This is a genomic window from Streptomyces sp. NPDC096046 (assembly GCF_040303285.1).
In the GTDB taxonomy this organism is placed as follows: Bacteria; Actinomycetota; Actinomycetes; order Streptomycetales; family Streptomycetaceae; genus Streptomyces.
This window is the reverse complement of the sequence record NZ_JBEOSZ010000032.1, coordinates 51,899-74,372: the sequence shown is the minus strand read 5'-3', so window position 1 is coordinate 74,372 and position 22,474 is coordinate 51,899. Positions and strand designations below refer to the sequence as shown.

The 22,474-nt window shown below is 70.9% G+C and carries 10 protein-coding genes; 3 read left to right on the top strand and 7 right to left on the bottom strand.

Going from position 1 to position 22,474, the window contains the following annotated elements; genetic code table 11:
* Nucleotides 1–159: 159 nt before the first annotated feature.
* The 3 genes from ABTX62_RS25200 to ABTX62_RS25190 form a co-directional block, all read right to left on the bottom strand.
* Nucleotides 160–2,433, bottom strand: a complete 2,274-nt coding sequence (locus ABTX62_RS25200; protein ID WP_352118329.1) for a UvrD-helicase domain-containing protein — start codon at nt 2,431–2,433, stop codon at nt 160–162.
* Nucleotides 2,430–9,392, bottom strand: a complete 6,963-nt coding sequence (locus tag ABTX62_RS25195; protein ID WP_352118328.1) for a DEAD/DEAH box helicase — start codon at nt 9,390–9,392, stop codon at nt 2,430–2,432. The genes ABTX62_RS25200 and ABTX62_RS25195 overlap by 4 nt, the downstream gene beginning before the upstream one ends.
* Nucleotides 9,393–9,508: 116 nt before the next feature.
* Nucleotides 9,509–9,850 carry a hypothetical protein gene (locus ABTX62_RS25190; protein WP_352118327.1) on the bottom strand — a complete coding sequence of 114 codons (342 nt, stop codon included), beginning with the start codon at nt 9,848–9,850 and terminating at the stop codon, nt 9,509–9,511.
* A 124-nt stretch (nt 9,851–9,974) separates the two neighbouring features.
* Between ABTX62_RS25190 and ABTX62_RS25185 the strand changes: the two genes are divergently transcribed.
* Nucleotides 9,975–11,036: a beta family protein gene (locus tag ABTX62_RS25185; RefSeq protein WP_352118326.1), complete on the top strand. Its 1,062-nt coding sequence runs from the start codon at nt 9,975–9,977 to the stop codon at nt 11,034–11,036.
* Between the two features lie 29 nt (nt 11,037–11,065).
* Here the strand turns inward: ABTX62_RS25185 and ABTX62_RS25180 are convergent, their stop codons facing one another.
* The 3 genes from ABTX62_RS25180 to ABTX62_RS25170 form a co-directional block, all read right to left on the bottom strand.
* The gene (locus ABTX62_RS25180) at nt 11,066–14,983 is read right to left on the bottom strand and encodes a caspase, EACC1-associated type (protein ID WP_352118325.1); all 3,918 of its coding nucleotides are present in this window, start codon (nt 14,981–14,983) and stop codon (nt 11,066–11,068) included.
* 6 nt (nt 14,984–14,989) lie between these two features.
* A complete protein-coding gene (locus ABTX62_RS25175) occupies nt 14,990–15,421 on the bottom strand; it encodes an effector-associated constant component EACC1 (protein ID WP_352118324.1) in 432 nt (143 codons plus the stop codon).
* 98 nt (nt 15,422–15,519) lie between these two features.
* Nucleotides 15,520–16,029, bottom strand: a complete 510-nt coding sequence (locus ABTX62_RS25170) for an ATP-binding protein (protein ID WP_352118323.1) — start codon at nt 16,027–16,029, stop codon at nt 15,520–15,522.
* 147 nt (nt 16,030–16,176) lie between these two features.
* Here ABTX62_RS25170 and ABTX62_RS25165 point away from each other — a divergent pair, with 147 nt between their 5' ends.
* Together ABTX62_RS25165 and ABTX62_RS25160 are read left to right on the top strand one after the other, a co-directional pair.
* Nucleotides 16,177–17,040 (top strand): helix-turn-helix domain-containing protein, encoded by an 864-nt coding sequence (locus ABTX62_RS25165; protein WP_352118322.1) that lies wholly within the window; start codon nt 16,177–16,179, stop codon nt 17,038–17,040.
* A gap of 2 nt (nt 17,041–17,042) precedes the next feature.
* Nucleotides 17,043–17,237, top strand: a complete 195-nt coding sequence (locus tag ABTX62_RS25160) for a DUF397 domain-containing protein (protein ID WP_352118321.1) — start codon at nt 17,043–17,045, stop codon at nt 17,235–17,237.
* A 65-nt stretch (nt 17,238–17,302) separates the two neighbouring features.
* Here the strand turns inward: ABTX62_RS25160 and ABTX62_RS25155 are convergent, their stop codons facing one another.
* The gene (locus ABTX62_RS25155; RefSeq protein WP_352118320.1) at nt 17,303–22,462 is read right to left on the bottom strand and encodes a class I SAM-dependent DNA methyltransferase; all 5,160 of its coding nucleotides are present in this window, start codon (nt 22,460–22,462) and stop codon (nt 17,303–17,305) included.
* Nucleotides 22,463–22,474: the final 12 nt, after the last annotated feature.

Sequence of the window (22,474 nt, the reverse complement as noted above, 5' to 3'; positions counted from 1 at the left end):
TCGGTCTTCTCGTGGTGAGCTCGGATATCGCTCCGTCGGAACTCCGGCCCGGTGGTACTTGGTGGATCTCCCGCCGTGGTCTGGGCATGTGACCGCACGGGCTGCTGGGACACGGCTCTGACACCCGGACGTTCAAGGGGCCATAAGGAGGCCTCACTCTCAGGACGGCGACGCCGACGAGGCGACCCACGAGTGGTCGAGGAACGGGCTCGGCTTTCCGTGCCAGAAGACGTCCACGCTGTCACGGGCCCGCGTCGCTGCGACGAACAGCAGGGAGCGGGCTCGCTGGATCTCGTGGCGGTAACGGACGGGGTCCCTGTCGCGCAGGGTGTTGACGGTCTCGCGTGGCACAAGTCCGTCCGTCACCCCCGCGATGACCATGCGCTGGTACTCGAGCCCTTTGAACCGGAACATCGTGCCGATGTGCACACCGGTGGAGCCGTTCGGTCCGTCGGAGCGGATCTCCACCGCGTCGATGCCGCGCAGCTTGAGCGTGTAGGCCATCTCGGCCGCCATCTGATTCGTCGGCACGCAGATCGCGATCTGCTCGTGCGGAATGGCCGTGTCCGCGTCGGCGTCCCACTCCTCGATGAGCGCGGCCACGCCTTCCCGTTCGGAGGTCCAGTCCGGGAAGGCGTGCCCGGCTGGAAGCCCTCCACTGAGCACCGACCTGTAGCCGGCGAGCGTTTCCTCGCTGCCGTCGAGGTCGTCGTACTTGGTCTCGCCCAGCACCCCGAGGGCGGAGCGAAGGATCTGCCGCGTCGTACGGTAACTGAGGCTCAGCTTGGAGGACCGGCCCCGGATGTTGACACCGAGGCTGCCGAGCGTCACCTGGTTCTTGTAGATGCGCTGGTGGGTGTCGCCGACCAGGAACAGGTCGTCGGCGCCCCGAGGGGCCATCGCACGCAGCATCTTCCAGTGGGCGGGGCGCAGATCCTGCGCCTCGTCCACCACGATGTGCCGGTACCGGTGACGGAGCCAGCCCCCTGAGCCGTCCTGGAGGTGGATGTTGTCGAGTCCACCCGCCTCCTCCCGCTGCCGGGTGATGTTCTGGATGCGCTGTTCGCGGCCGATCTCCAACCGTGCGGCGCGTTCTGCCACCTGGTCCCAGGTCTGGCGCCCGAGTCGGTCCAGCCTTTGGGTGAAGCGCTCGGCGAGCTGCCAGATCTCGGCCCGCTCGGCACGGCCGATGTTCCTGCCGCGTCCGGCGCGCCGGGCCCTGAAGTAGTCGGTGCGGGTGCCGACGGCCTGGCCGAGGATGACCTGCGTCCACTCGTCGTGCAGGAACTCCGCGTCCCAGCCGTCCTCTCCCAACTCGTCCAGCAGCCCGCGCCATTCGCGCACCGCCTGGCTGTCGTCGATGGTCTGCTTGCCGCTGCCCGGTTCCGCCTCGCGGACGATGCGCAGGGCCAGCTGGTCGACGTGGCTCACCTCGACCCGGCTCAGCAGTTCCTCGCCCCCCAGCTCCAGGAGCCGAGCGCGCAGGTCGGCGGCGAGGTTCTTGTTGTACGTGGTGAGGAGGACGGGCTTGTCCCGGCCTGGGGGAAGCTGCCGTACGAGATGCCGTACCCGATGCAGGGCGACGATGGTCTTGCCGGTTCCGGGGCCGCCGCCCACCCGGGCGGGGCCGTTGTAGTGCCGTTCGACCAGTCGCGCCTGGGTGGGGTGGAGGAAGACCTTCCAGCGGCCGAAGTCGCCGCTCTCCAGTGCCTCCTTGAGGGCATCGTCGGTGGTCGTGACGACCGTCGCCGGCCGCTGCGCCGCGGCTTCGAAGTCGTCCGGGTCGACCGGCTCGGTGGCGGCCACCGGCCGGGTCACCTGGTCGAGGACGTCGTCGTACGACGCGCCGTCGAACAGGGCGAGGAGCACTTCACCGGTGAGCTGCGGCGCGTACTCGACGAGGCCGAGCAACTGGTCCTCGGTGGCGAGGGTACGGATGACGGGCAGCAGGGGTTCGGCGACACCGAGGTCCGACAGCTGCTCGTCGGACCAGTCGGCGAACAGGGGCCGGGGCGGTTCGGGCTGCGCCGGCGTGGACGGCTCGGTGCTCGCACGGGTTTGTGCGGGCGGGGCGGGGAGGCGGCGCAGGACACTGTCCTCGACCACTTCCAGGTCCACGTACTCGATGCCGCCGGTGACCTGGTTGACGCCGTACGACAGCCGGTTGTAGACGTCCTTGCGGTGCTTGACGGAGACGATCAGCCAGTCGTCGTCGGCGAGCCGCAGCAGCAGCGCCCGGTACTCGTCGTTGACGCGCGCCGACCAGAGCCTGCTGTCCCCCTTGAGCTGCTGGAGTTTCAGCCCGGTGGTGTGGGGGTTGCTCCGGAACTTGTGCTGGAAGTCGAAGAACGCGCCCTTGACGGTGCGGGGCAGCTTGAGGATCTCCTTGTCCGCCTTGTCGAGCAGGCGCAGTGTGACGCCGGAGGTGTTCATCGCTTCGGCTCCCCGTCCCTGATGGTGTCGCTGTCGTGCTGTCGTTCTGTGAGCCGGGCGATCATCGCCGCCGGGTCCCATGCGGCGGCGGTGCGGACCGTCCAGCCTGCCGCCGAGAATGCCTTGTCCCGGTCCTGGGCCTCGTAGTCCGGCTCGTCACCGTCCGCGCGAGAGCCGAGGACCACTCCGATCCGGGCCGCGGGCCACGCCAGTTCGGCCTGCCAGCCGTGGCCGTCCAGCTCGTAGCCGTCCTGAGGCGCGGGCACCGCGGCGTCGGCCAGTGCGTGGGCAAGTTCCGTGAGCCCCGGCTCCTCGGGGTCGAGGTAGTCGATGACCCGGTCCCAGCCGGGGTCCCGCCCCGGTGCTTCGCCGCCGCGTGGCTCATCCACGGAGGGCCTCGGCGCGGCCGTCTCACCGCTGCCCACAGCGGGCACCGCGGGGACGGGGGCCACTCCGACGGGCGCGAGCTCGTCCGCGGGCGAGGGCATCGGCGTACGCGTCGACGTCAGCCAGCCCTCCCCACCGGTCAGGGTGAGGACCTCGGGAGTGAAGCCGTCGAGCATGCTCGTCGTCAGCTGGGCGCTGTCTCCACCGCCGTGCTCCAGGAACTGCAGCACGTTGCTCCAGTACAGCCAGGCACGCCAGCGTCGCTTGTGGGCAGGCTCGTCGGCGAGGGCCGCGTCACCGTCGTCCAGGACGGTGAGTCCCGTCCACACGGGAGGGGTGCGTCTGCCGTCCGCGGCCAGCACCAGACGGCAACCCGACGCGTCGGGGCCGGAGAGCAGGCGTACGGGTCCGGCGCCCCCGGAGGGCATGGCGCCGCGCAGCGCTGCCCTGAGCCCCTCGCCGGCCCCTTCGCCGGTGAGCGCCACGGCGCGGACCCCGTCCGCTCCGCTGAGCCCGGCGGCGGCCGCCTCCGCTCGCCGCCTCCAGCGCTCCGGGTCGGGAGAGCGCAGATAGGCCAGCAGCAGCCGGGCCGGATTGACCCACACCGTCTCGGCGAGTTCACCGGGCAGGCCCCTGCCCACGCGGTCGTAGTAGTCGCGGGCCCGCTGCTGTCCGGCCGCGCCGTACGGCACCCACACAGGATCGGCGGGGTCGGCTCCCGCGTACCCGGTGTCCTTGATCCGCTGACGCCACTCCTTCACGTCGTGGTAGGTCAGCTGGAACACGCGAAGGCCTTCCGCACGGAGCCGGGTGCGCTTCATCGCGTCGTCCGCCAGCCGGTTGTGCTCACGGGTGGCGTGGTACGCGTAGCCGTCGAGGTACAGGGCGACGCGCGGGCCGGGGGTGTCCAGCCGTTCGAGGAGTATGTCGGGCCGGGTGCCGTCCAGGGCGCGCTGCTGGGAGACGCGCCAGCTCACGGTGGCCCCGTCGGGCGCTGTGAGCCGCAGGTCGAGGGCGTACGTACCGGCGGAGGTCGTGTACGTGTCCGCCGCGGCCCTCGACTCGGCCAGTTTCGCCCAGTCCTGAAGGGTGTCGATGAAGAGGATCTCCAGGTCGCTCTCGGCCTGTCGTTGCAGCGGGATGTGACGGGTCGTCGCCACCGGCGAGGTGCGCCACCCCTCACCGTCGGCGCCCAGCAGTTCGTCCAGCATCTGGCGGACCTCGCCCCGGCTGACCTTGTCGTAGTCGGCGGCCGGCACGCGCCGCAGCAGGCACTGGTGGCAGCCGTCGAGCCCCTTCTCGCGGCAGGGGCAGCGCTCGATGACGTCCCGTGCCCTGAGCAGTACCTCCCGGAAACCGTCGGCGGAGGACAGCCGGTGGAGGTAGCCCGTGCCGCCCGGCAGCCGGTCGTAGACGACGAGGAAGCGCCTCGGCCAGTCCGCGTCCAGGTCGCCCGCGTGGTCGGGCATGGTCGCCTCGGCGATGTCGATGTGGTCGGGGTCGCCGCCGTAGCGAGCCGCGATCCCCACGAACAGGGCGGCGGTGAACGACGCGAGCCGCTCCTTGACGCGTGCCACCGACGCGGGCAGCAGAATCCGCACGGCCTCGGTGGTCAGTTCGTGGGCGAGCAGCAGCGGCACGTCCTGGCCCTTGCCCTGCTGTTCACCCGCGCCGGTGACGGGCTTTCGGACACGGCGGCGCGGGCACCACAGCTGATGGTGCTGGGCGGCCGGGGTGCTCGCCGCGCCCGACTCCGTGAGCGCGTGCTGCGGCACGTCCACCACCGGCCGGCCGTCGGCCGTGGCGCCGCCGCACTCGGTGCAGACGTAGAACGGGTTGAGCCGTACGTCCTGGCCGGCCAGCGGTACCGTGCTGCTGCCGTCCTCACGGTCCAGCCCCAGGTTCAGTGTCCGGATCGTGGCGTGGCGGGTGAAGTCCACACCGAACACGGCGCTGTCGTGCCGCCAGGAACCGGGCGTCAGACGGTCGGGGTCGATGTCGACGGTGGTGAGGACCGAGTAGCGCCTGCGGTCCCGTTCGTCGTGGTCGTCGCGGACCCGGGCGTCGTCGCGTTTGTCGCGGGACAGGACCCGCCTGGGCCGCAGTACGCGCTGGACGCACCCCGCGTCGGCGATCTCCCGGCCGTGACAGCGCGGGCACGGATCGGTGTTCCGCTCCGCGTTCTGCTCCTCGGTGCGGACATATCCGCAGGCGGGGCAGAGCCGCCACACCGACCAGGCGCGGCGCTCGGGACTGCCGACGTCCAGGGCGCGCACCACGTGACGGTAACCGTTGACGTAGAAGCTGTTGCCGGGGGCGAGTTCGGTGAGGGCCAGCTTGCGGGACCGCTCGTAGTCCCGCGTCTCACTGCGGTACACCTTGCGGACGGCGCCCTGCTCGGCGGCTCCCGCCCCGCCGGTGTCGTCCTCCTCGCCCGGGGTCTCCGTCCAGTACAGCGTCGCTTCCAGCCGAGTGGTGGTGTCCGTCAGGCTGTAGTTGGGCAGCAGTCCGAGGTCCACCAAGGTGGCGTGGGCGCTCGACTGGCTCAGCTCCCGCAGCAGGTCGCCGGCACCCCGCCGCTCGGCGAGCAGTTCGCGCCGCTCCCGGGCCTGCGACTCGTCGGACTGTGCCAGTTGCTCCGCGGCCTCGTCGATCGCCGCGATCCTGCGGCGCAGCTCCTCGCGCCGCCCCGTCCAGTCCTCCTCGGCCTCCTGCAACGCCCGCGCTATCCCGCCGGTCGCGTACGCCCTGAGTTGCTCCGCCGCGTGCGCGGAGACGCCCGCCCCGTCAGGGCTGTCGGGGTCCCGCACGTCGCTGTCGCCGGGGAACAGGGCGAGGAACTCCTCTGCGAGTGCCGCCCCGTGTGTTCGCGCGGCGTCCGCGAGGTCCTCGCACCACCCGCTGGTGCCGAACAGGGCGGAGGACAGCCGGGGGAGCGGCGCCAGCGTCTCGCCGTCGGAGGTCCGCAGCTCGCCACGGGCCGCCAGGTCCAGCAGCCGTGCCGTGTACTGGCGGCGCAGGATCTCGACCGCCGACAGGTAGCAGCCCGGCGGCAGGATGGTCCCGGCGATCATCTCGCGCGGCTCGTCCAGGTAGTACAGGTCGCGTGCCTTGCGTCCGCCGAACGCGACGACCAGCGCGTTGCCCGTACGGCGTCCGGCGCGTCCGGCCCGCTGCACGTAGTTGGCGGGACCGGCGGGCAGGGAGCCGAGGAGTACGGCGGACAGGTCGCCGATGTCGATGCCGAGTTCCAGGGTCGGCGTGCACGACAGCACGTTGGGGTCGGTGTAGTGCGTACCCGCCTTGAACGCGCGCTCCACGCGCTCCCGTTCGGGGCGGCTGAGCATGCCCGTGTGCTCGGCGGTCACCACGCGGAACGTGCCGCCCGTCAGGTAGAGGCGGCGGTAGTAGTCGCCGGTGTAGTCCCGTTCCGGTACGAGGGGGCCCGAGCCGAAGCGGGACACCTCGGTCTCGGCGGCGGACCGGTCGGTCTGGGGCGCGGTCAGCCGGCCCCTGCACCGGTAGCGGGGACACGGATGCCCGTACCAGCGGGTGCGGCGCTCAGGTGTCACGACCTGCTGCCAGCGGCAGTCCTCGCAAGCGACGAAGGCCTTGTTGACGACGGCGTCGTCGAGCAGCCGCACCTCGATGTGGCCGGGCTGCAACCCGTAGACCCGGGTCTGGCGGTCTCGGGCGGTCCGCACCGAGAGGACGCCCGCGTCGGCGAGGGCGGGCAGCAGCCTGCGCAGGTACTCGGTGGCCCCGGCGGCGTCCAGGTCGAGGCATCTGCGGGTCCAGTCCTGGTACCACCCCAGGCGTCCGGTGAGCGAGTCGAACTCGGTCTTGTCCTTCTGCCCGTCCAGCAGGAACCTCGGCGGGGCGACTCCTTCGGGGAAGGCGGGCATGCCATCGGGCCTGCGTCCGGAGATGAGGTAGCGGTCTGCGCCGGCTTCCTTGATCCAGGTGTCGAGCCACCGGTGCCGCACCGCACCACGCAGCCGCAGCCGCTCCAGCAGACCCCGGACGTAGGCGAGATACCGCTCGGGGGTGGGCAACCCGCCGACCGCCAGCAGTTGGCCCGGCAGGGCCAGGTGCAGGTCCCGCGCCAGGTCAGTGACCCGCTCGGGGTCCGTCACGGCGACCTCGGCGGCGGCGGTCCGGGTCAGCTCCAGGGTCCGGCCCGTGCGGCTGCGCAGCCCGAACTCCATCACCGTCGCGAACGCCAGCCGTTCACCGATCAGCCGCCAGGTCCGCGCGTCGCCGGTGCCGCGGCCGGACAGCAGCCGGTCGACGCCCGGTTCGTCATGCAGATCGGGGGGGACGACGGCGGCCAGCGCCTCCGGGTCGTCCACCGAGTCCAGCACATGGCCGATCAGGTCGTTCAGCGCGGTCGGCGCACCGGACTCGTCCAGGTTGTGGGCGAGCAGTGAGCGGAGCGAGAACTTGTACGAGGCGTTGGCGACGTATCCCGCCCGGTGTGCGGCGTCCTGCGTGGAGTCGTTGAACAGCAGTGTCTTGCGTTCCTCAGGGACGAGCGCGATGTCGCCGCCGGTGAACAGCTGGGTGACCGTCGCGGAGGCGAGGGCCGCCCGGGCCGTGCCGAGGAAGCGGATGCTGTTGTCGGTGTGGCAGGCCGGGCACCGGTCGTCCTTGGCGGCCCGGTCGGCGGTCTTCTTGTCGAGCACCGCCAACGTGAACCAGGCGTCGACGAGATCTCCGTCGTCCCCGGTGGTCGGCATGCGGTAGGTGCCCTGCCCGCCGTCCAGCACCACCACCGACAACGGGTCGACGCCACCGTCCGAGGGCCGTGCGCCGGTCAGTGCGTCGAGGGCCTGCCGTCGCTCCCGGGCGGTGGCGGAGATGAAGTAGCGCAGGCGCCGCTTGTCCCGGCCCACCCCGGCCCGCCAGATCCGGTCCTGGGCCGTCACCAGCTGCTGCGGATCGGCTTCCGGGGACAGGGCGGCCCACCCCGATCGCCCGCAGTTACGGCAGTACACGGCGGGCAGGTGCACCTGGGCCGGGCGCGGCGCGGTGTCGGTGCCCGGCAGTGGCTGTCCGCTCGCGGACGACGGATAGCCGCCGGACGAGGCGTCCGGGTCCTCGTCACCGGGCGGCGCGGCGTTCAGGGCGGCCCGGCGGGCGGCCGTGCGGTCGTCCTCGTACCAGCGGAACTCGGGGGTGCGGCCCACCCCGCGCAGTACCCGGGTCACGGGCCGCACCCACAGGTGTGCCTCGATGTGCAGCAGCGGCCGGGGACGACGCTCGTCGGAGTCCGGGTCGCGGGCGGCCGACAGCAGCGCCACGAACCGGGACAGCGCCTGGAGCACCAGTCTCGGGTTCTCCCGCGCCGTGCGGCCCCAGGAGTACCCGAACCGGGCGAGCCGGTCCCGCAGCGACCACTCGTCCACCGGCTCCCCGCTGAGCAGCGACAGCGCACCGTGGGTGAAGTCGTGCCGTTTGAGGAGCCGCCCGACGCGGAAGGCGTTCAGGCCGGAGCGGCCCAGCAACCGGGCGGCGAGCGCGTCCAGGTCCAGCAGGTCGGGGCGGGCCTCCACGTCCGGTCCGCCGGACACCGCCACGACCTCCTGAGGGCTCGGCGGTTCCGGCAGTTCGTAGTCGACGGCGCCGGTGAACTCGTCGGCGGTCATCCGCTCCTCGCCGATGACCGCGTCCGCGGGGAACGGCATCCCGAACACCCGCGCCGCCACGTCGAGGACGCCCCCGGCCTCGTCGGCCTCCTTGCCCGGTGCACCCTCACCCAACGTCGCCGAGGTCGCCACCGGGCAGATCGACCCCAGCGGTCTGCCGGGCCGGGTCGCGCCGGTGGCGGCGGCCAGCCGGCGCAGCAGCATGGCCACGTCGGTGCCCTGGGCGCCGTCGTACGTGTGGAACTCGTCCAGTACGACGTACGCGGGCTCGGCGCCCTCCCACAGGCTGCGGTCCTCGCCCCGCTGCAACAGCAGGTCGAGCATCTTGTAGTTGGTGATCAGCACGTCGGGCGGTGAGACGCGCATCTCCTCGCGTCGCGTCATCACCCGACGGAAGTCGGTGTCGGGCCGGTCGCCGATGTACAGCCCTGCCGTGACCCGGGCCAGCTCAGGCCGTGCCAGGTACTCCCCGATACGCCCGGCCTGGTCGGTGGCGAGCGCGTTCATCGGGTACAGCAGCACGGCCTTGATCCCGGCCCGCCCCTCGGCCTTCTGCCGCCGGCAGTGGTCCAGGACGGGGATCAGGAACGACTCGGTCTTGCCGGACCCGGTGCCGGTGGTCACCAGCGTCGGGCGGGCGGGCCCGTGCAGCGTGGACAGCCGCGCCCATGCCTTGGCCTGGTGCCGCCAGGGTGCGAACCCCGGGAAACCGGCCGACCACTCCAGCTCCCGCTGCCAGCCGTCGTCGGCGACGTGGAACGGCGTCCTGATCCGCAGGTAGGGCCCGCGGAAGATACCGGTCTCGGGATGCCCGAGGAAGCGTTCGAGCGCGGTGCGGGTGTCTTCGTCGGCGAGGGCGTACGTCGTCGTGAGGTACTGCGTCAGACTGCCGCGGAGCTGCGCGGCGGCCATGGTGGGCTTCACGACGGTCCCCCTTGCGTGCCGGTGCCCTGGTGATCGATACCACCGTATAGGGGATGGGTGACAGCCCCGGCCGGTGAGGGACCGGGGCTCTGGACTTCTCAGGGGGGTGCCGGTCCCTATTTGTTCTTCCAGGAGGCCAACTGGTCCGCGAAGTCCCTGAAGGACCTGTTGTTGCCGGGCGGACGTGCGCTGACCTGGCCGAGTTTCACGGCCTCCGCCATGATCTTCGGAGAGTCCGAGACCCGATATGTGGGCTTGCCCAGGTGCCTCTGGAGGTGCTCCTTGGGATTCGCCAGTTTGGTGAAGTCCTTTCGCCGGTCTTCGGACCGCATGGACCAGCCCCGCCGCACCTTCGGAAACGCGTCCGGGAAGAGCATCAGCCACGACTCCATCTCGACGGCGGACAGGGCCAGTGCGCTGCGGCAGGGCAGGGTCTTGCGCAACTGGGTCTGCGTCACACCGTCACCAGGTACTTGCGCACTTCAGCCATCCGGACCGAAAGGGCTCTCTTTCATACGCCGTGACGTTCGCGGACCCTGGCGGGAAGGGAAAGCGCGCGGGCAGTGCCGAGGGGGAGCCGCGATGTCCGAACCGCTCTACGTTCCCGTTCTGCCGGTCCGGCAGCATGCCCGGATGGCTTACGAGCGCCTCCGGCCCGACATCCAGGCGTCGGTCGCGCCCCTCTGGAACCTCCCGCCCTCTCCAGGGGCGACTCCGGCGCAACTCAGACAGGCCCGCTGGCAGAAGGAACTGCGTTGGGTGAGAGGCGTGCACCGGCGCCATCCGGGCTGGATCGACGCCCCGTTCGCCGAGGCGGGGCAGACACCCGCACTCGCCGCGATCCTGGCCGAGTACAGCGCACTCAACCACCTGCTTCGCCCGGTGACCGGTCCGGAGCGGGGCGAGGCCCAGCAGACGGCCGCGTTGGAGACCGCCCGCCGCTGCGGCAGCGGAGTCGGGGTCCGTGTTCGCATGCCGGGGGAGTGGGACGGAGCCGTCGCCGAGACGGTCTGCGCGCTGCTGGACCGGGTCGACAGGGGAGTGCCCGTCGATCTGCTGCTGGACCTGGGTGCCGTCCTGCCCGGCCGCCCCGACGCGGGAAAGGAGGCGCTGCGCGCTCTGGACGCCCTCGAGCCACTGGCCGGCGAGTGGCGGACCGTCGCCGTGCTCGGCGGGGCGTTCCCCCACGTCACCGACGACATGGCGCGGTTCGGCGAGCCGCACGAGGAGCCCCGCGCCGACTGGGACATGTGGCACGAGGTACGGGCGGCCCGCAGGGAATGCCTCTGGCGGCTGAGATACGGCGACTACGGGGTGCAGCCCCCCGCAGCCCTGGCCACGGAGCCGGGAGGCGGAGGCCCGCCCTGGGGAGTCCTCCGCTACACCACCGACCGCTCGTTCGTGCTGTGCAAGGTGCTGAACGGAGGGCCGGACCGAACGGTGGGCATCCGGGCCGCCGCCCGCCGGATCCGCGATCTTCCCGATTTCCGCACTGCGGTCGCGAGTGCCGGGGAGACCTGGCTGCGCGACTGCGCCGAGGGGCCCGTGACGGACAGCGAGGGCACCGGCACCCACACGCAGTGGCTCTGGGCAGGCAGCGTCCAGCACATGACGCACGTCGTCCGGTCCCTGCCCGGCACCTGAACGGACCTCTGGTGCCAGGCCCTTCCCGGTCAGTCGAACACCGGCGCCAGGATCTCCTCGCCTGCCAGGATGCGCCACGCGGGGATCCTCACCACACGGCCCACCGGGCACGTCTTCGCCCCGTAGCCCCCGGACGGCAGCCCGGTCAGGAGGTCGCCCCGTGCGTGGGTCAGCCGCAGGTGCCGCGCCGGGTCGATACCGGGCGGCGGGCCGAGGTCGATCAGGACCGCCGTGTTCTGCCCGGCTTCGGTGAACAGCAGGTCCACCGGGTGGCCGCCGACCACCGCCGCCCGCTCCAGGTCGGTGATCCCGCGCTCGGCGAGGTACTGCTGGAGCCGGTCGGCGAGTTCCTCGCGGAACCCGGTCTCCGGCGTGGCCGTAGTCACCGGCTCCTCGGCCTCGTCGGTGTCCGCCCCGAGGAGCGCCGAGCGGTTCGCGAGCAGGGTCGGCAGTCCGCTCTGCCCCTGCCAGAACCCGTGCGCGCCCACGGTGATCAGCTGGGACTTCGCCCGGGTCACCGCCACGTTCCACAGGTTGACCTGGCTCGCGACCCAATGGGTCGTCCTCGGCGGGGTGTTGTGCGTGGCCACGGGGCTCAGCACCATCACGTCGCGCTGGCCGCCCTGGAAGGCGTGCACGGTGCCGACCCGGACACGGTCGTCGTCGCGCCACACCCGCGCCAACGCCTCCTTCTGCGCCCGGAAGGGCGTGACCACACCCACTGTGGCGTCCTGCGGCAGCCGCTCCAGCAGTTCGTCCACCACTCCCCGTACGGCCTCCGCCTCCGCCCGGTTGCGCCAGGACCGCCCGTTGCCACCCAGCGCCGACTCGCCGCGCGGCACGTCGACCCAGCCCAGCGCCGGCGCCGGATCGGCCGCCCCCACCGGGTCGGCGGCCGGGACCTGCCCCCGTACGTCGGTGAGGACCTGCAACTGGCCCGCGTAGCAGTAACCGTTGACGATGTCGGCGATCCGGGGGTGGCACCGGTAGTGCTCGTCGAGGAGCAGCGCGGAGTCTCCGTGCTGCTCGGCCGCGTGGTACGCGGAGTAGACGTGGTAGGTGAGCCGGTGGTGCTCCAGTTGCGCCGCGCTCAGCCCGGCCCGGACCCGTGCCTGCTGTTCCTGCTGGGGTGACACACCGGGGATGTGCCCCAGCTGCATCGGATCGCCGATGATCAGTGCCCGGCGGGCCCGGAACAGCAGGGGCAGTACCGACGGGATGGAGCACTGGCTGGCCTCGTCGATGACGACGAGGTCGAACAGCTTCGGGGTCAGTTCCAGCTGCCGCACCGAGTGCGTGCTGACGGCCCATCCCTTGATGTGCGCCATCAGGTTCTTCTGGCTGCGCTGGAAGCCCGAGCGGCTCCGCAGTGCCTGGAGCCGCTGCTGCATGAGTGCCCGCCCCCGCGTCAGCGCCTCTGCGGACACCGCCCGCGACAGTTCCGAAGACAGTTCGGAGAGCGTGCCCGCCGCCTCCAGCCGTGACCGCCGCAGCCCGTCCTCGTCCCATTCCGTCTGCCGGGGGACGAGCGCCCGCACCTGTTGTTCCACGGCCACGGTGTCCGCCAGCGACTCCAGCAACTCCGCCGGCACCGGCCGCCCGGCCGCCCACTCCGGCCACGAGGGCAGATCCGGCCGGGCCGGTACGTCCGGGCGGTCCTCCTGCGCGCCGTCGGTCGCCGCCGCTACGAGTGCGGCAAGGGCCCGTCCCCGACGCCATGGGCCGAGAAGCCACCAGGGGGCACCGGCCACCTTCCGCGCCCGCCCCTCCCAATGCCCCAGAGCGGCCGAACCGTCGTCTCCCGCGGCCCACACCCGCTCCAGGAGCGGCAGCGGCAGTTCCAGCGCTTGTGCCCGTTCCGCCCGCTCCTGGAGCAGCTCCAGCAGACGCCCCTCCTCGGCGACGTGTCGCGCGGCCTGTGCCCGCAGCCCGTCGGCCGTCTTGCGCGCACTGCGCAACTGCCCGCCCACGGTGGCCGATCCGCGTCGCGGCGCCTGGGCGGGCTCGCCCAGCAGCCCTTCCAGCTTGGCGGCCTCCCGCACCAGTGCCTCGGTGTTGCCCGTCCGCATCAGCAGCCCGGGCGCGATGTCGTCGCAGCGTTCGGCGACGACGTTCACGGCCTCGTTGTTCGTCGAGGCGACCAGCACGGACTGTCCGGCGGCGACACAGGTGGTGACGACGGCGGTGACGACCTCGCTCTTGCCCGTGCCGGGCGGCCCGGTCGCCACCGTCAGGGGCCGCGTCATCGCCGAGGAGATGACCGACTCCTGGCTCTCGTTGCACGGCCCCGGAGCCACCACGGCGACGGACGCGCCCCGCTCCGCACCCTCGCCGCCGCTCAGCAGCGCGTCCAGGGCGGTGCCGGGGATCTGCCCGGTCCGGGCCGACATCTGCAGCAGGTTGTCCACCAGGGCCTCGGTGGCCTTGGCCTCCACACCCGAGGGCACCAGCAGGACGGCCGCGTTGTGCGCGCCCGGCCGCAGCGCCTGCATCACCGTCCGCTCGCTGAGCGCGGACGGGTCCAGCGGCTCCAGCTCCGGCAGCCCCAGCGTTTCCAGCAACTCCCGTACGGCGCGCAGCATCTGCGCGTCGTTGCCCTCCTGCCAGGAGGGCTGCCAGTGCGCGATGAGGTCGGCCGCGTCACCCGCGTCCAGCAGCTCCGAGACGACACCCGTGTGCAGGGAGGGAACGCCGCTGGGCCGGAGCACGTCCCGGCCCTCCTGGTCCGGGGCCAGTTCCATCTGCTGGATGAGCAGCGGCGCCAGCTCCACGGTCGTACGGCGTCCCCGGGCACCGCCGTCGCGCACGGGCAGGGTGATCGCGGGATAGCCGTACCAGTACTCCAGCTGCGCCCCCGTGTCACCGCCGCTCGCTCCGGCCGCCCTGCCCTGCGGCTTGGGCAGTGTCCCGGGGGCGGGAAAGACGGCGCCCCGACCGGACTGGATGGTCTCCTCGCCCTGACCCAGCAGAAAGTACTTCGAACCACGCCCGCTGTCCCGGTCGGGCCGCATGCCGGCCGCCGACTGAGCGGTGAGGCAGTGCGCGTAGTACCGCAGCAGCCGCTCCCAGTCGACGCCGTCCCGGGCGTCGAGCGCGGCCAGTTCCCGGGCCTTCAGCAGGGCGGGCGACCGCCGGACCGTCTCGGCCGCGTCGCGCGGCGGCACCGGAAGGTGCACCGGGCGGGCCACCGACCGGGCGAAGGGCAGCTGGTTCGTGGCCCTGATCGTGGACTTGGTGGGGCGCTGCTCCTCCGGTACGCCGTCGCGCCTCATCTGCGCGGTCAGGTACTCGAACAGGTCGTCCGGCGTGATCCAACCACCGTCCTTGATCCGCCCGTTGCGCAGCCCCTCCACGATCTCCCCGGTGAACCGGGACGTACCGAGGCTCGACCCGTCCGGCGCCATCGCGGACGCGGACTGGAGGGCGTCGGACGCGGTGATGAAGTACACGCCCGTCGGTCGCAGCAGCGTGCTCGGGGCGGGCCGCGCTGGCCCCTCCGCCGGACCCTTCGCGGTCCAGCCCTGGACGACGGAGCCGCTGGAGCAGCAGTCCAGCAGCACCAGTTTCGAGGCGGCCCGGCACGACTGGAGCATCCGCTCCAGGAACTCCGCCGGGACCGCCGTACCCGGCAGATCGGCCGGGTCGGTGTCCCGGGTCAGGAAGTACAGCTGGTTGTCGTCCTCGCAGAACTCGCCGTGCCCGCTGAAGTAGAGCAGGGCCGTCTCGCTGGGCTGCCGCGCGTTCAGGTACGTCTCGACGGCGTACAGCATCTCCGCGCGGGTCGGCTCGGCGACCATCGCGCAGTCGTTGTACATGCCGATCTCGGTGTTCTCCAGCACCGCCCGCATGTAGTGCAGGTCGGCGCGCACGGGCGGCAGGTCCGGGTACGCGTCACTGTCGTACGTGGACACGCCCACGAGCATGGCGAACCGGTCGTTGTCGGTCATCCGCGCTCAGCCCGCCGCGGGGCCGTCGCCGGGGCCGTCGAGCTCCGCGCCGCGGAGCGTCTCTCCGCCGCCCGCGAGGAACCGCGCGATCCGCTCGTCGTCCTCGCGGGCCTCCTTCCCGGTGATGTGCAGGGTCGCCCCGTCCGGCCGCGTCACGACGACCGTCCGCTGCGGCACCCTGGCCAGCCAGATCTGCACCCCGGCGGCGACCAGTGACCCGGCGCTGATCAGCACACCGATCGTGTCGGCCGTGAGCCCGCCCTTGAGCGACCCGTCGACCGGCGCGCCCGCGCCCCGCCGGGAAACGTCCAGCGCCGCCTCCGGATCGGCGTCGGCGATCTGCGTGAGCAGCTCCCGTGCTTCCTTGCGCGCACGCAACGGGTCCTCGTCGACGATGGAGATCCGGAACCCGGTCCGTTCCTCGGGCGTGGTGGTCACAGCGCGTCCCCTCGATCTGCGGTGTGCCTGGTGGAGGCGTGAGCGGACGACGATAGTTGGCGGGTCTGACAGTCGGCGCCGGTGTTTCCGAAAACCCGTCAGGCGTTGGCGGGAAAGTGGCTGATCGGAGACGGTGCGGGGGCGTCGCCGGGCAGCCACAGTTCCGCCCACACGGTCTTGCCAGGGCCGTCGGCGCGCGGGGTGACGGCCCAACGGGTGGCCAGCTGGGCGACGATGAGCAGGCCCCGCCCCGACTCCTCGTCCCCGGGCGGCTCCTGGGCGGTGAGTAGCGGTACGCGTTCGGTGCGGGTGTCGGTGACCTCGACGCGCAGGGTGCGCGGGCCGTCGGCGGTCTCGGCCAGTCGCAGGTGGAAGTCCCGCCCGGCGACATGCCCGTGCCGTACGGCGTTGGCGGCCAGCTCCGAAGTGATCAGCGACAGCGTCTCGTTGGCGTTCCCGGTGTACGGGTGGCCCCAGGAGTCCAGCCGGTGGGAGACGAGGCGCCGGGCGAGGCGTGCGCCGCGGGTGGACGAGGTGAACCGCATCGCGAACTCGCGGCGGGCAGGGCTGGGTGCCACCCCCGGTGCGGGGGAAGTTTCGTTGTTCATGTGGTCCACGCTGACGTGCCGGTTTTACCGTGACGAGATACGACGTGCACACGGGCGGTAGCTGTACGTGAGGTGCCGGTGTGTGTAGGCGGGGCGGTGCGTGACGGTCGGCGCGGGGGCGCGTTGGCCGGGGAGGCGGTGCGGAGCATGAGCGAGGTGGCTGGGTTGGCCGAGGAGGAGCCCGGGGCGGAGGGGGAGGAGCGGGAGTCGGGGGCGGGTTCCGGCATCCTGCGAGTCTTCGGGCGCCAGTTGAAGCGGTTCCGGTTACGGGCGGGGCTGGAGCGGGCCGAGTTCGGCTCGATGACGGGCTACTCGGTGTCGACGATCGCCGCGTATGAGCAGGGGCGCCGGGTGCCGCCGCCGAAGTTCATCGACCGGGCGGACGAGGTCTTGGACGCGGGTGGGGTCCTCCAGGAGATGAAGGAGGAGGTTGCGCGGGCGCAGTATCCCGCGTTCTTTCGGGATGCGGCCAGGTTGGAGGCTGAAGCGGTCGAGGTGTGGGTGTACGCGACCCAAGCTGTGCCTGGACTGCTTCAGACCGAGGACTACATGCGGGCTGTATTCGGTATGTGGCGCCCATTGCTGGACGAGGGAACCGTGGAACAGAGGGTGGCGGCGCGTCTGACTCGCCAGCACATCTTCGACCGGAAGCCAGCGGCGCTGCTCAGCTTCGTTCTGGACGAGGCGGTGTTGCGTAGGCCGCTTGGTGGCTGGGGGGTCATGCGCGGCCAACTGGAGTACCTGATGCTGGTTGCCGAGTTCCGGAACGTAGAAGTTCAGGTGATGCCACTGGACCGGGACGACAACGCCGGAGTTGACGGACCGTTCACCGTGTTACAGCGTGCGGATGGCGATCAAGTGGCCTACCTGGAGGCCCAGGGACGCAGCACAATGGTCAGCGACCGGCGCGAGGTCCAGGGAATCGTGTCGCGCTACGGGATCGTCCGTGCGCAGGCTCTCACTCCACGCGAGTCGCTGGCGTTCGTCGAGAAGCTGCTTGGAGAGGTGTGAAGGTGGAAACTACGGGCGCTACGGCGGAACTGCACTGGTTCAGGAGCAGCTACAGCGGTGGGGCCGGGGGCGAGTGCGTCGAGGTGGCCGCCTGCCCTCAGGCGATCCACGTGCGCGACTCCAAGGACACGGTCCGCCCTGGCCTTGCGGTCGATTCTGTGGCCTGGAAGGCGTTTTTGGACTTCGCCGTCAAGTAGAGCTACGACGATCTGCCCCCGGCGAGGCGCCAGGGGGCAGACCTGTGTCCGGCGGGGCTCGCCGACTACGCCTGTACGGCTTCGCGGACGGGCGGAGTCCAGCGCCCTGCGGCGATCTCCGCTTCCAGACGGGCCTGGAAGTGCGCATGCGCGGCCCTCATCTCGGCCTCTCGGTCGGCCTTGTAGAAGGGGGCCTGGTAGCCCTCTGGGGGAGGGGTGCGCTCTGGGTCCTCCAAGTGGGCGAGGAGATCGAGGTAGTCCTGCTTGGTCTGGCCGTGGCCGTACGTGTTGAAGTCGGCCGCGATCTTGCGGCCGTTGCAGTCGAAGTAGGTTGCCGACTCGTAGTCGTACAGCTGGGGGTAGCGGGACTTGAAGATCGCGGCGAGCTGGTCGGCGGTGATCCCAAGCCAGACGGCGACGAGGGCGTCGAGTTCGACGAGGGCGGCTCGGCGTTCGTGCTCGGTGCGAAGTGGGGTTCCGTATTCCCAGGTCGGCTTGAGGCCTGCGGCGAGGGGCTTCAAGAAGGGCCAGTCGGGGTTGGCCCAGTCCTCGTAACCAGCCCAGCGGGCGTCAAAGAGTTCCGTCCAGAGGGGGGCGTAGTGGGTGGTGAGGGCGTTCAGGCGGAGGGTGCGGAGGAGGAGTGCCGGGGCAAGCGGGTGTTCGAGGTTGGGGGCGGGCATTTGGTGTGCCTCAGCTACCTGGAGGTGGGAGCGGCTTGTGATGCGCAACAGGTAGTCGAGAGGCAGTGCTGCCCAAAAGCCCGCATTGAGAGCAGTCAGTCGATTGTTGGTCAGGGCCATCGAGTGCACTGTGTGGACGTGCGCAGGGCCGGGCGGGAACAGTGCGGCCAACAGACTGCGATATGTGTTGAAGGGGATCATGGCTCGCCAGGCGAGCCGGAAGTATGAGGTGGAAGGCTCTCCGTTCCAGGAGTTCTGGGCAGTCAGGTACGTCGCGCTATCAGTCGCCCGCACGTAGTTGGTTACTGGTACGTACGCCTCAGGCAGTTCCGTGGGCGCAACAGGTTCCCAGTCCCGGTGATTTCGGCAGGGGGTCCTCGGCTCTTTTGAGAAGGGATGGGCTACCGAGATATGTGGTCCCTGCAAGATGACATCCGCCTGCTCCGGAACGGCCTGGTTTCCCCAACGGATCAGCCCTTCTTTCTTGGCACCGGCTTCGTCATATCCCCTTGTGATCATCGGCCTGTAGTCGGCAAGGATGCTGTGATAGGCGGCGAGTGCCTCGATGGCCGCCTCCTCCCCGCGCAGGAGCGGGTAGAGCAAGGGCGCCTCAGTGGCTGGACCTGCCGAGCCCGTAAGAGTCTGCCAGCTGGTCAGCAGCGCCGTGTTCACGTGCACTACGCGTTCCAAATGCGGCCGTACGTCCCACGTGTCGCCGTACCTGATGCCGGGCACCGCTCCTTGCCCGTCGTGGTCCAGTGATTCGGGCAACACCTCCGCAGCGCGCAGTTCGCTGGCGTGCAGGAAGTCGGGCTCGCGTGAAGAGCCATAGATGTGCGTACCGAACTCTTGTGTGCGCCCGAGATCTTCAAACGCCCAGTTGGCCGAGTTGACGAAATGACCGTGCACGCGCAGATGACGGTATGCGGCTGCACGAAGTGCACCTTCGCGGGCTCCGCCAAAGTGGGTGTCCGGGTGAATAAGACCTGCGCTTCCGGAAAGTTTCATGTGCCGCCACACTTGCGACATAAAGGCTCGGTAAAGGTCCCCCTGTGTTCCCGCGAGAAGGGGATAGACGCCAGAGCTACCCAGCACAGCGACAGATCCCTCGTGAGTGGCCAACTCGCGCAAGAGGTAGGCCTGATTGCCATCGGAGGAATTCAGAGCCTCCTCCCGCCGCAGCCGCCACTCCACCGCACTCGGCTTCTCCGCCAGTACAAACCACGGCTCCAGCTCCGCCAGAACCACATCCTCCTGCCACCGAGGCCGCACCCAAGGCGGATTCCCAACCTGCAAATCAAACCCGCCCCGCGCAAACACCTGCGCGAACTCCAACTCCCAGTGGAAGAACCCCTGAGCCTTCGCCACATCCCTGGCCATGGCCGCCCACAAGAACCGGTTCTCCAGCCGATGGAACCGCTCCATGCCCATCCACTCGGGCAACTCGCCCTCGTACACCGACAGGTCGTCCAGCGTCTCGAACGCCGAGACCAGCGACTCACTCGGCACGTCCTGCGTCCCCAGCAACGCCTCGGCGAAGTCGAGCCAGTCGTCCAGCCCCGCCAGCGGGATGACCTCCCGGCGCTGCCCCTTGACCTGCTCCGCCCGGCGCCCGGTACGGCGGCGCGACACCGAATCGCGCGTCAGAGTCATCTGCTGGGGCTCGGCCGAGAAACCCGGAAGCGCGTCCGCCTCCCAGGCCATCAGAACCCCGGAGTCTTCCTCACCAGCCGCAGCCGATACCCCGGCCGCCTCGAACTCCGCCGCCCGCTCCGCCAACGCCTCGGCCCGCGCATACCGTTCGTCCGTACCGTCCAGCAGCGCCGCGCCCTGCACCGGCCAGAACCACAGCGCACACCACGCGTCCATGAGCGTCTTGAGCCGCCAGTAAGGCGTGTCCTCGGCATGGAGGTCGGCCAGCACCTCGTCCCGCTGCACCGCGACCTCCGGCCGCCGCAGCCAGTCGTCCTCCGCGCCCCACACGCCGATGCGCCGCGAGATGTCCCGCTCGGACAGCTCCAGGCGCCGTACGACCAGCCCCCACAGGTACTCGGCCCGCCGGGCGAGCCCCTGAAGGCGGGCCGTCTGTCGGGCCGTCGGTGACTTGGTGATCGCCTTCCGCCACGCGCCCAGCGTCTTCGCCGCCTCCGGGGCGAGCGCCTTCGCCTCCTTCTCGGCGGCGACCGCGCCCCACTCCTTCGCCGGAAGCAGGAAGTGGTGCACCGAGCCCTCCGGCAGCGTCGCACCCCCCACCGCGTCCGCCAGCGCGAACCGCTCCGGAGTCGTCCCCAGCCAGCCGCCCTTCTTCAGACGGTCAGCGGCGTACACCTCCCGCCGCCCGCCGATCAGCGAGTTGCCGCGCCGCAGGTGCAGGCCGAACCAGGGCGCCTCCATACCGGGGTGCATCGTGTTGAGCCACAGCGACACCTCGGCCAGCTCCACGGCGGTCTCGTTGAGGTCGACGCCGTAGGAGTTGTGCAGGGCGATGTAGGCCTTGGCCTTCTGGAGTTCGACGGCGTACTGCTCGGTGTCGATCGACCGGCCCAGCTCGCTCTGCCTGCGCCGCAGATACTCGGCGGCGACCTGGTTGATCGCCTCGTTGAGGAACGCGCCCGAGCCGAGCGCCGGCTCGCAGATCCGCCAGTTCAGCAGCTCCTTCGCCTCGGTCTCCTCGGTGAGCAGCTGCTGGAGGGCCAGCTGCACGGTGACCTTCGTCAGCGACTCCGGTGTGTAGTACGAGGCGGAGGTCTGCCGGTCGCGTCCGGAGAGGCGGTACACGAACGAACCCGTGGGGTAGCGCATCCGGACGTCCTCGCCCGTGTGCCGGTCCCGGCGTCGTACGAACACCGCGTCGGGATACTCGTCGATCTTCGACTTGGGGACCAGCCAGGAGCCGTCCTTCGGGTCGCCGCCCTTGGCGACCTCGTAGAGCTCCTCGCCCGCGATGAAGCCGCTGTACGACATCAGGCCCTCGTACACCGCGCCGAGCTGGTTGATGCCGAGCTGGGCGTAGGAGATGAAGCCGCCGCGTTCGCCCCGCTTGCCCCGGGTGATCATCAGGTGGTGCAGCACCTGGTGGAGCGTGGCGTTGCGCAGCCGGGTGTCGAGGTAGCGCACGGACTCGCCCCGGGCCAGGGCCTCGTCGGAGTCGAAGCGCGGGTCGGGGAGGCTGTCGTCGCCGATCAGCCGGATGGCGTCCCGCTCGAACAGCTTGCTGTGCAACGGTTCGAAGCGCAGGCCGACGTCCTCGCTGGTCTTGGCGTCGACGCCGTCGACCGTCGCCTCCACGCCGTGGGTGCGGCGCGGGCGGTAGCCGTCCTGCACCTTGCCGAAGAGCAGGTCCAGGGACTCGTAGAGGTAGAAACCCTTGCGGGCGGCGTCGCTGATCGGTTCCCGGTCGGCGATCAGTTCGGCGAGGCGGCCGAGGCCGTACCCCTGCTGGTACTCGGGGTAGTCGGCCGGCAGGATGCCCAGGTCGGGGCGGGCCTCGGCGTAGAGGAGGAACAGGATCCGGTAGAGGTAGCGCAGTGACTCGCGAGTCAACTGACGTCCCAGTTCGGAGAGTCCGCCGATGTCCTCGGGGCGCAGGTCCTGCTCGCGCAGTCGCTCCAGTACTTCGTTGGCGATGAGTTCGACGCTCTTGCGCAGGCCGTCGCGCAGTTCGCTGGAGACGCCCACCGCGTGCTTCGCGGACTTGCCGACGAGTTCGGCGAGCGGGTTCTCGCCGCCCTCCTCCGGAGTGCGCAGCGAGTCCGCGCCGAACAGCGCGGCCACCGTGTCGAGTTCGCCGCCCGCCCTGGTGTCGTTGCGCTGGAGCGCGGTGTCCAGGGAGACGCCGAGGGAACGGCCCTCGCCCCACACCACCCGGTCGGCGAGGACGATCACCCCACCGCACAGCAGCAGTACGTACCGGGGAGGCTCCTCGCAGGCGAACAGGAACCTCGCCAGCTTGTCGCCGGTCTCCAGGGAGGGAAGACCGTCGAGTGGCACCGGCTCCAGCAGCCGGCCCCGGCCGTTCTTGTCCAGGGCGGCATCCGGTTCGGCAGCCCAGCCGCAGTCCACCGCGACCAGGCCCTTCTCGGCATGGGCGACCGGGATCTCATGGGTCTGCCCGGCGCGCACCACGGTGAGCGTGCGCGGCTTGGCGTCGTAGCCGAGAGCGCGCAACACCTCGGCGTTGAGCGCCCGTACCCGCTCCCGCCACGTCGAGTCGCCGTAGGTCACCTCTTCCTCGTCGCGTTCCCGTACCACGCGGATGCCGTCCTCGTCCTCGGGGAGGGCGAAGAACGACCGGGCCCGGAAGTAGTCGCGGCGCAGCGCCCGCAGCCCCGCGCGGGGGGTCACGGGCAGCCCGTCGGCGCCGGGCGTCGACGCGTCGAGTGCGTCGGCCTCCGTGGCGGCGGCACCTCCGGCGGGCGGCTTCGCCGCCTCCTCGCGGTCCTTCCACGCCTGCAACAGGCCCGACTTGAGGTCCTTCGGGAGCACCTCGGCCAGATAGTGGGCCGAGAAGTAGTCGCCGCGGTTGACGAGGGAGTCGTACGTCATGGCAGGGCTTCT

Bases quoted from the DNA above. Each gene is read 5' to 3' on its own strand.
- ABTX62_RS25200 (WP_352118329.1), bottom strand. From the start codon at position 2,433: ATGAACACCTCCGGCGTCACACTGCGCCTGCTCGACAAGGCGGACAAG.
- ABTX62_RS25185 (WP_352118326.1), top strand. From the start codon at position 9,975: ATGTCCGAACCGCTCTACGTTCCCGTTCTGCCGGTCCGGCAGCATGCC.
- ABTX62_RS25180 (WP_352118325.1), bottom strand. From the start codon at position 14,983: ATGACCGACAACGACCGGTTCGCCATGCTCGTGGGCGTGTCCACGTAC.
- ABTX62_RS25170 (WP_352118323.1), bottom strand. From the start codon at position 16,029: ATGAACAACGAAACTTCCCCCGCACCGGGGGTGGCACCCAGCCCTGCC.
- ABTX62_RS25165 (WP_352118322.1), top strand. From the start codon at position 16,177: ATGAGCGAGGTGGCTGGGTTGGCCGAGGAGGAGCCCGGGGCGGAGGGG.
- ABTX62_RS25155 (WP_352118320.1), bottom strand. From the start codon at position 22,462: ATGACGTACGACTCCCTCGTCAACCGCGGCGACTACTTCTCGGCCCAC.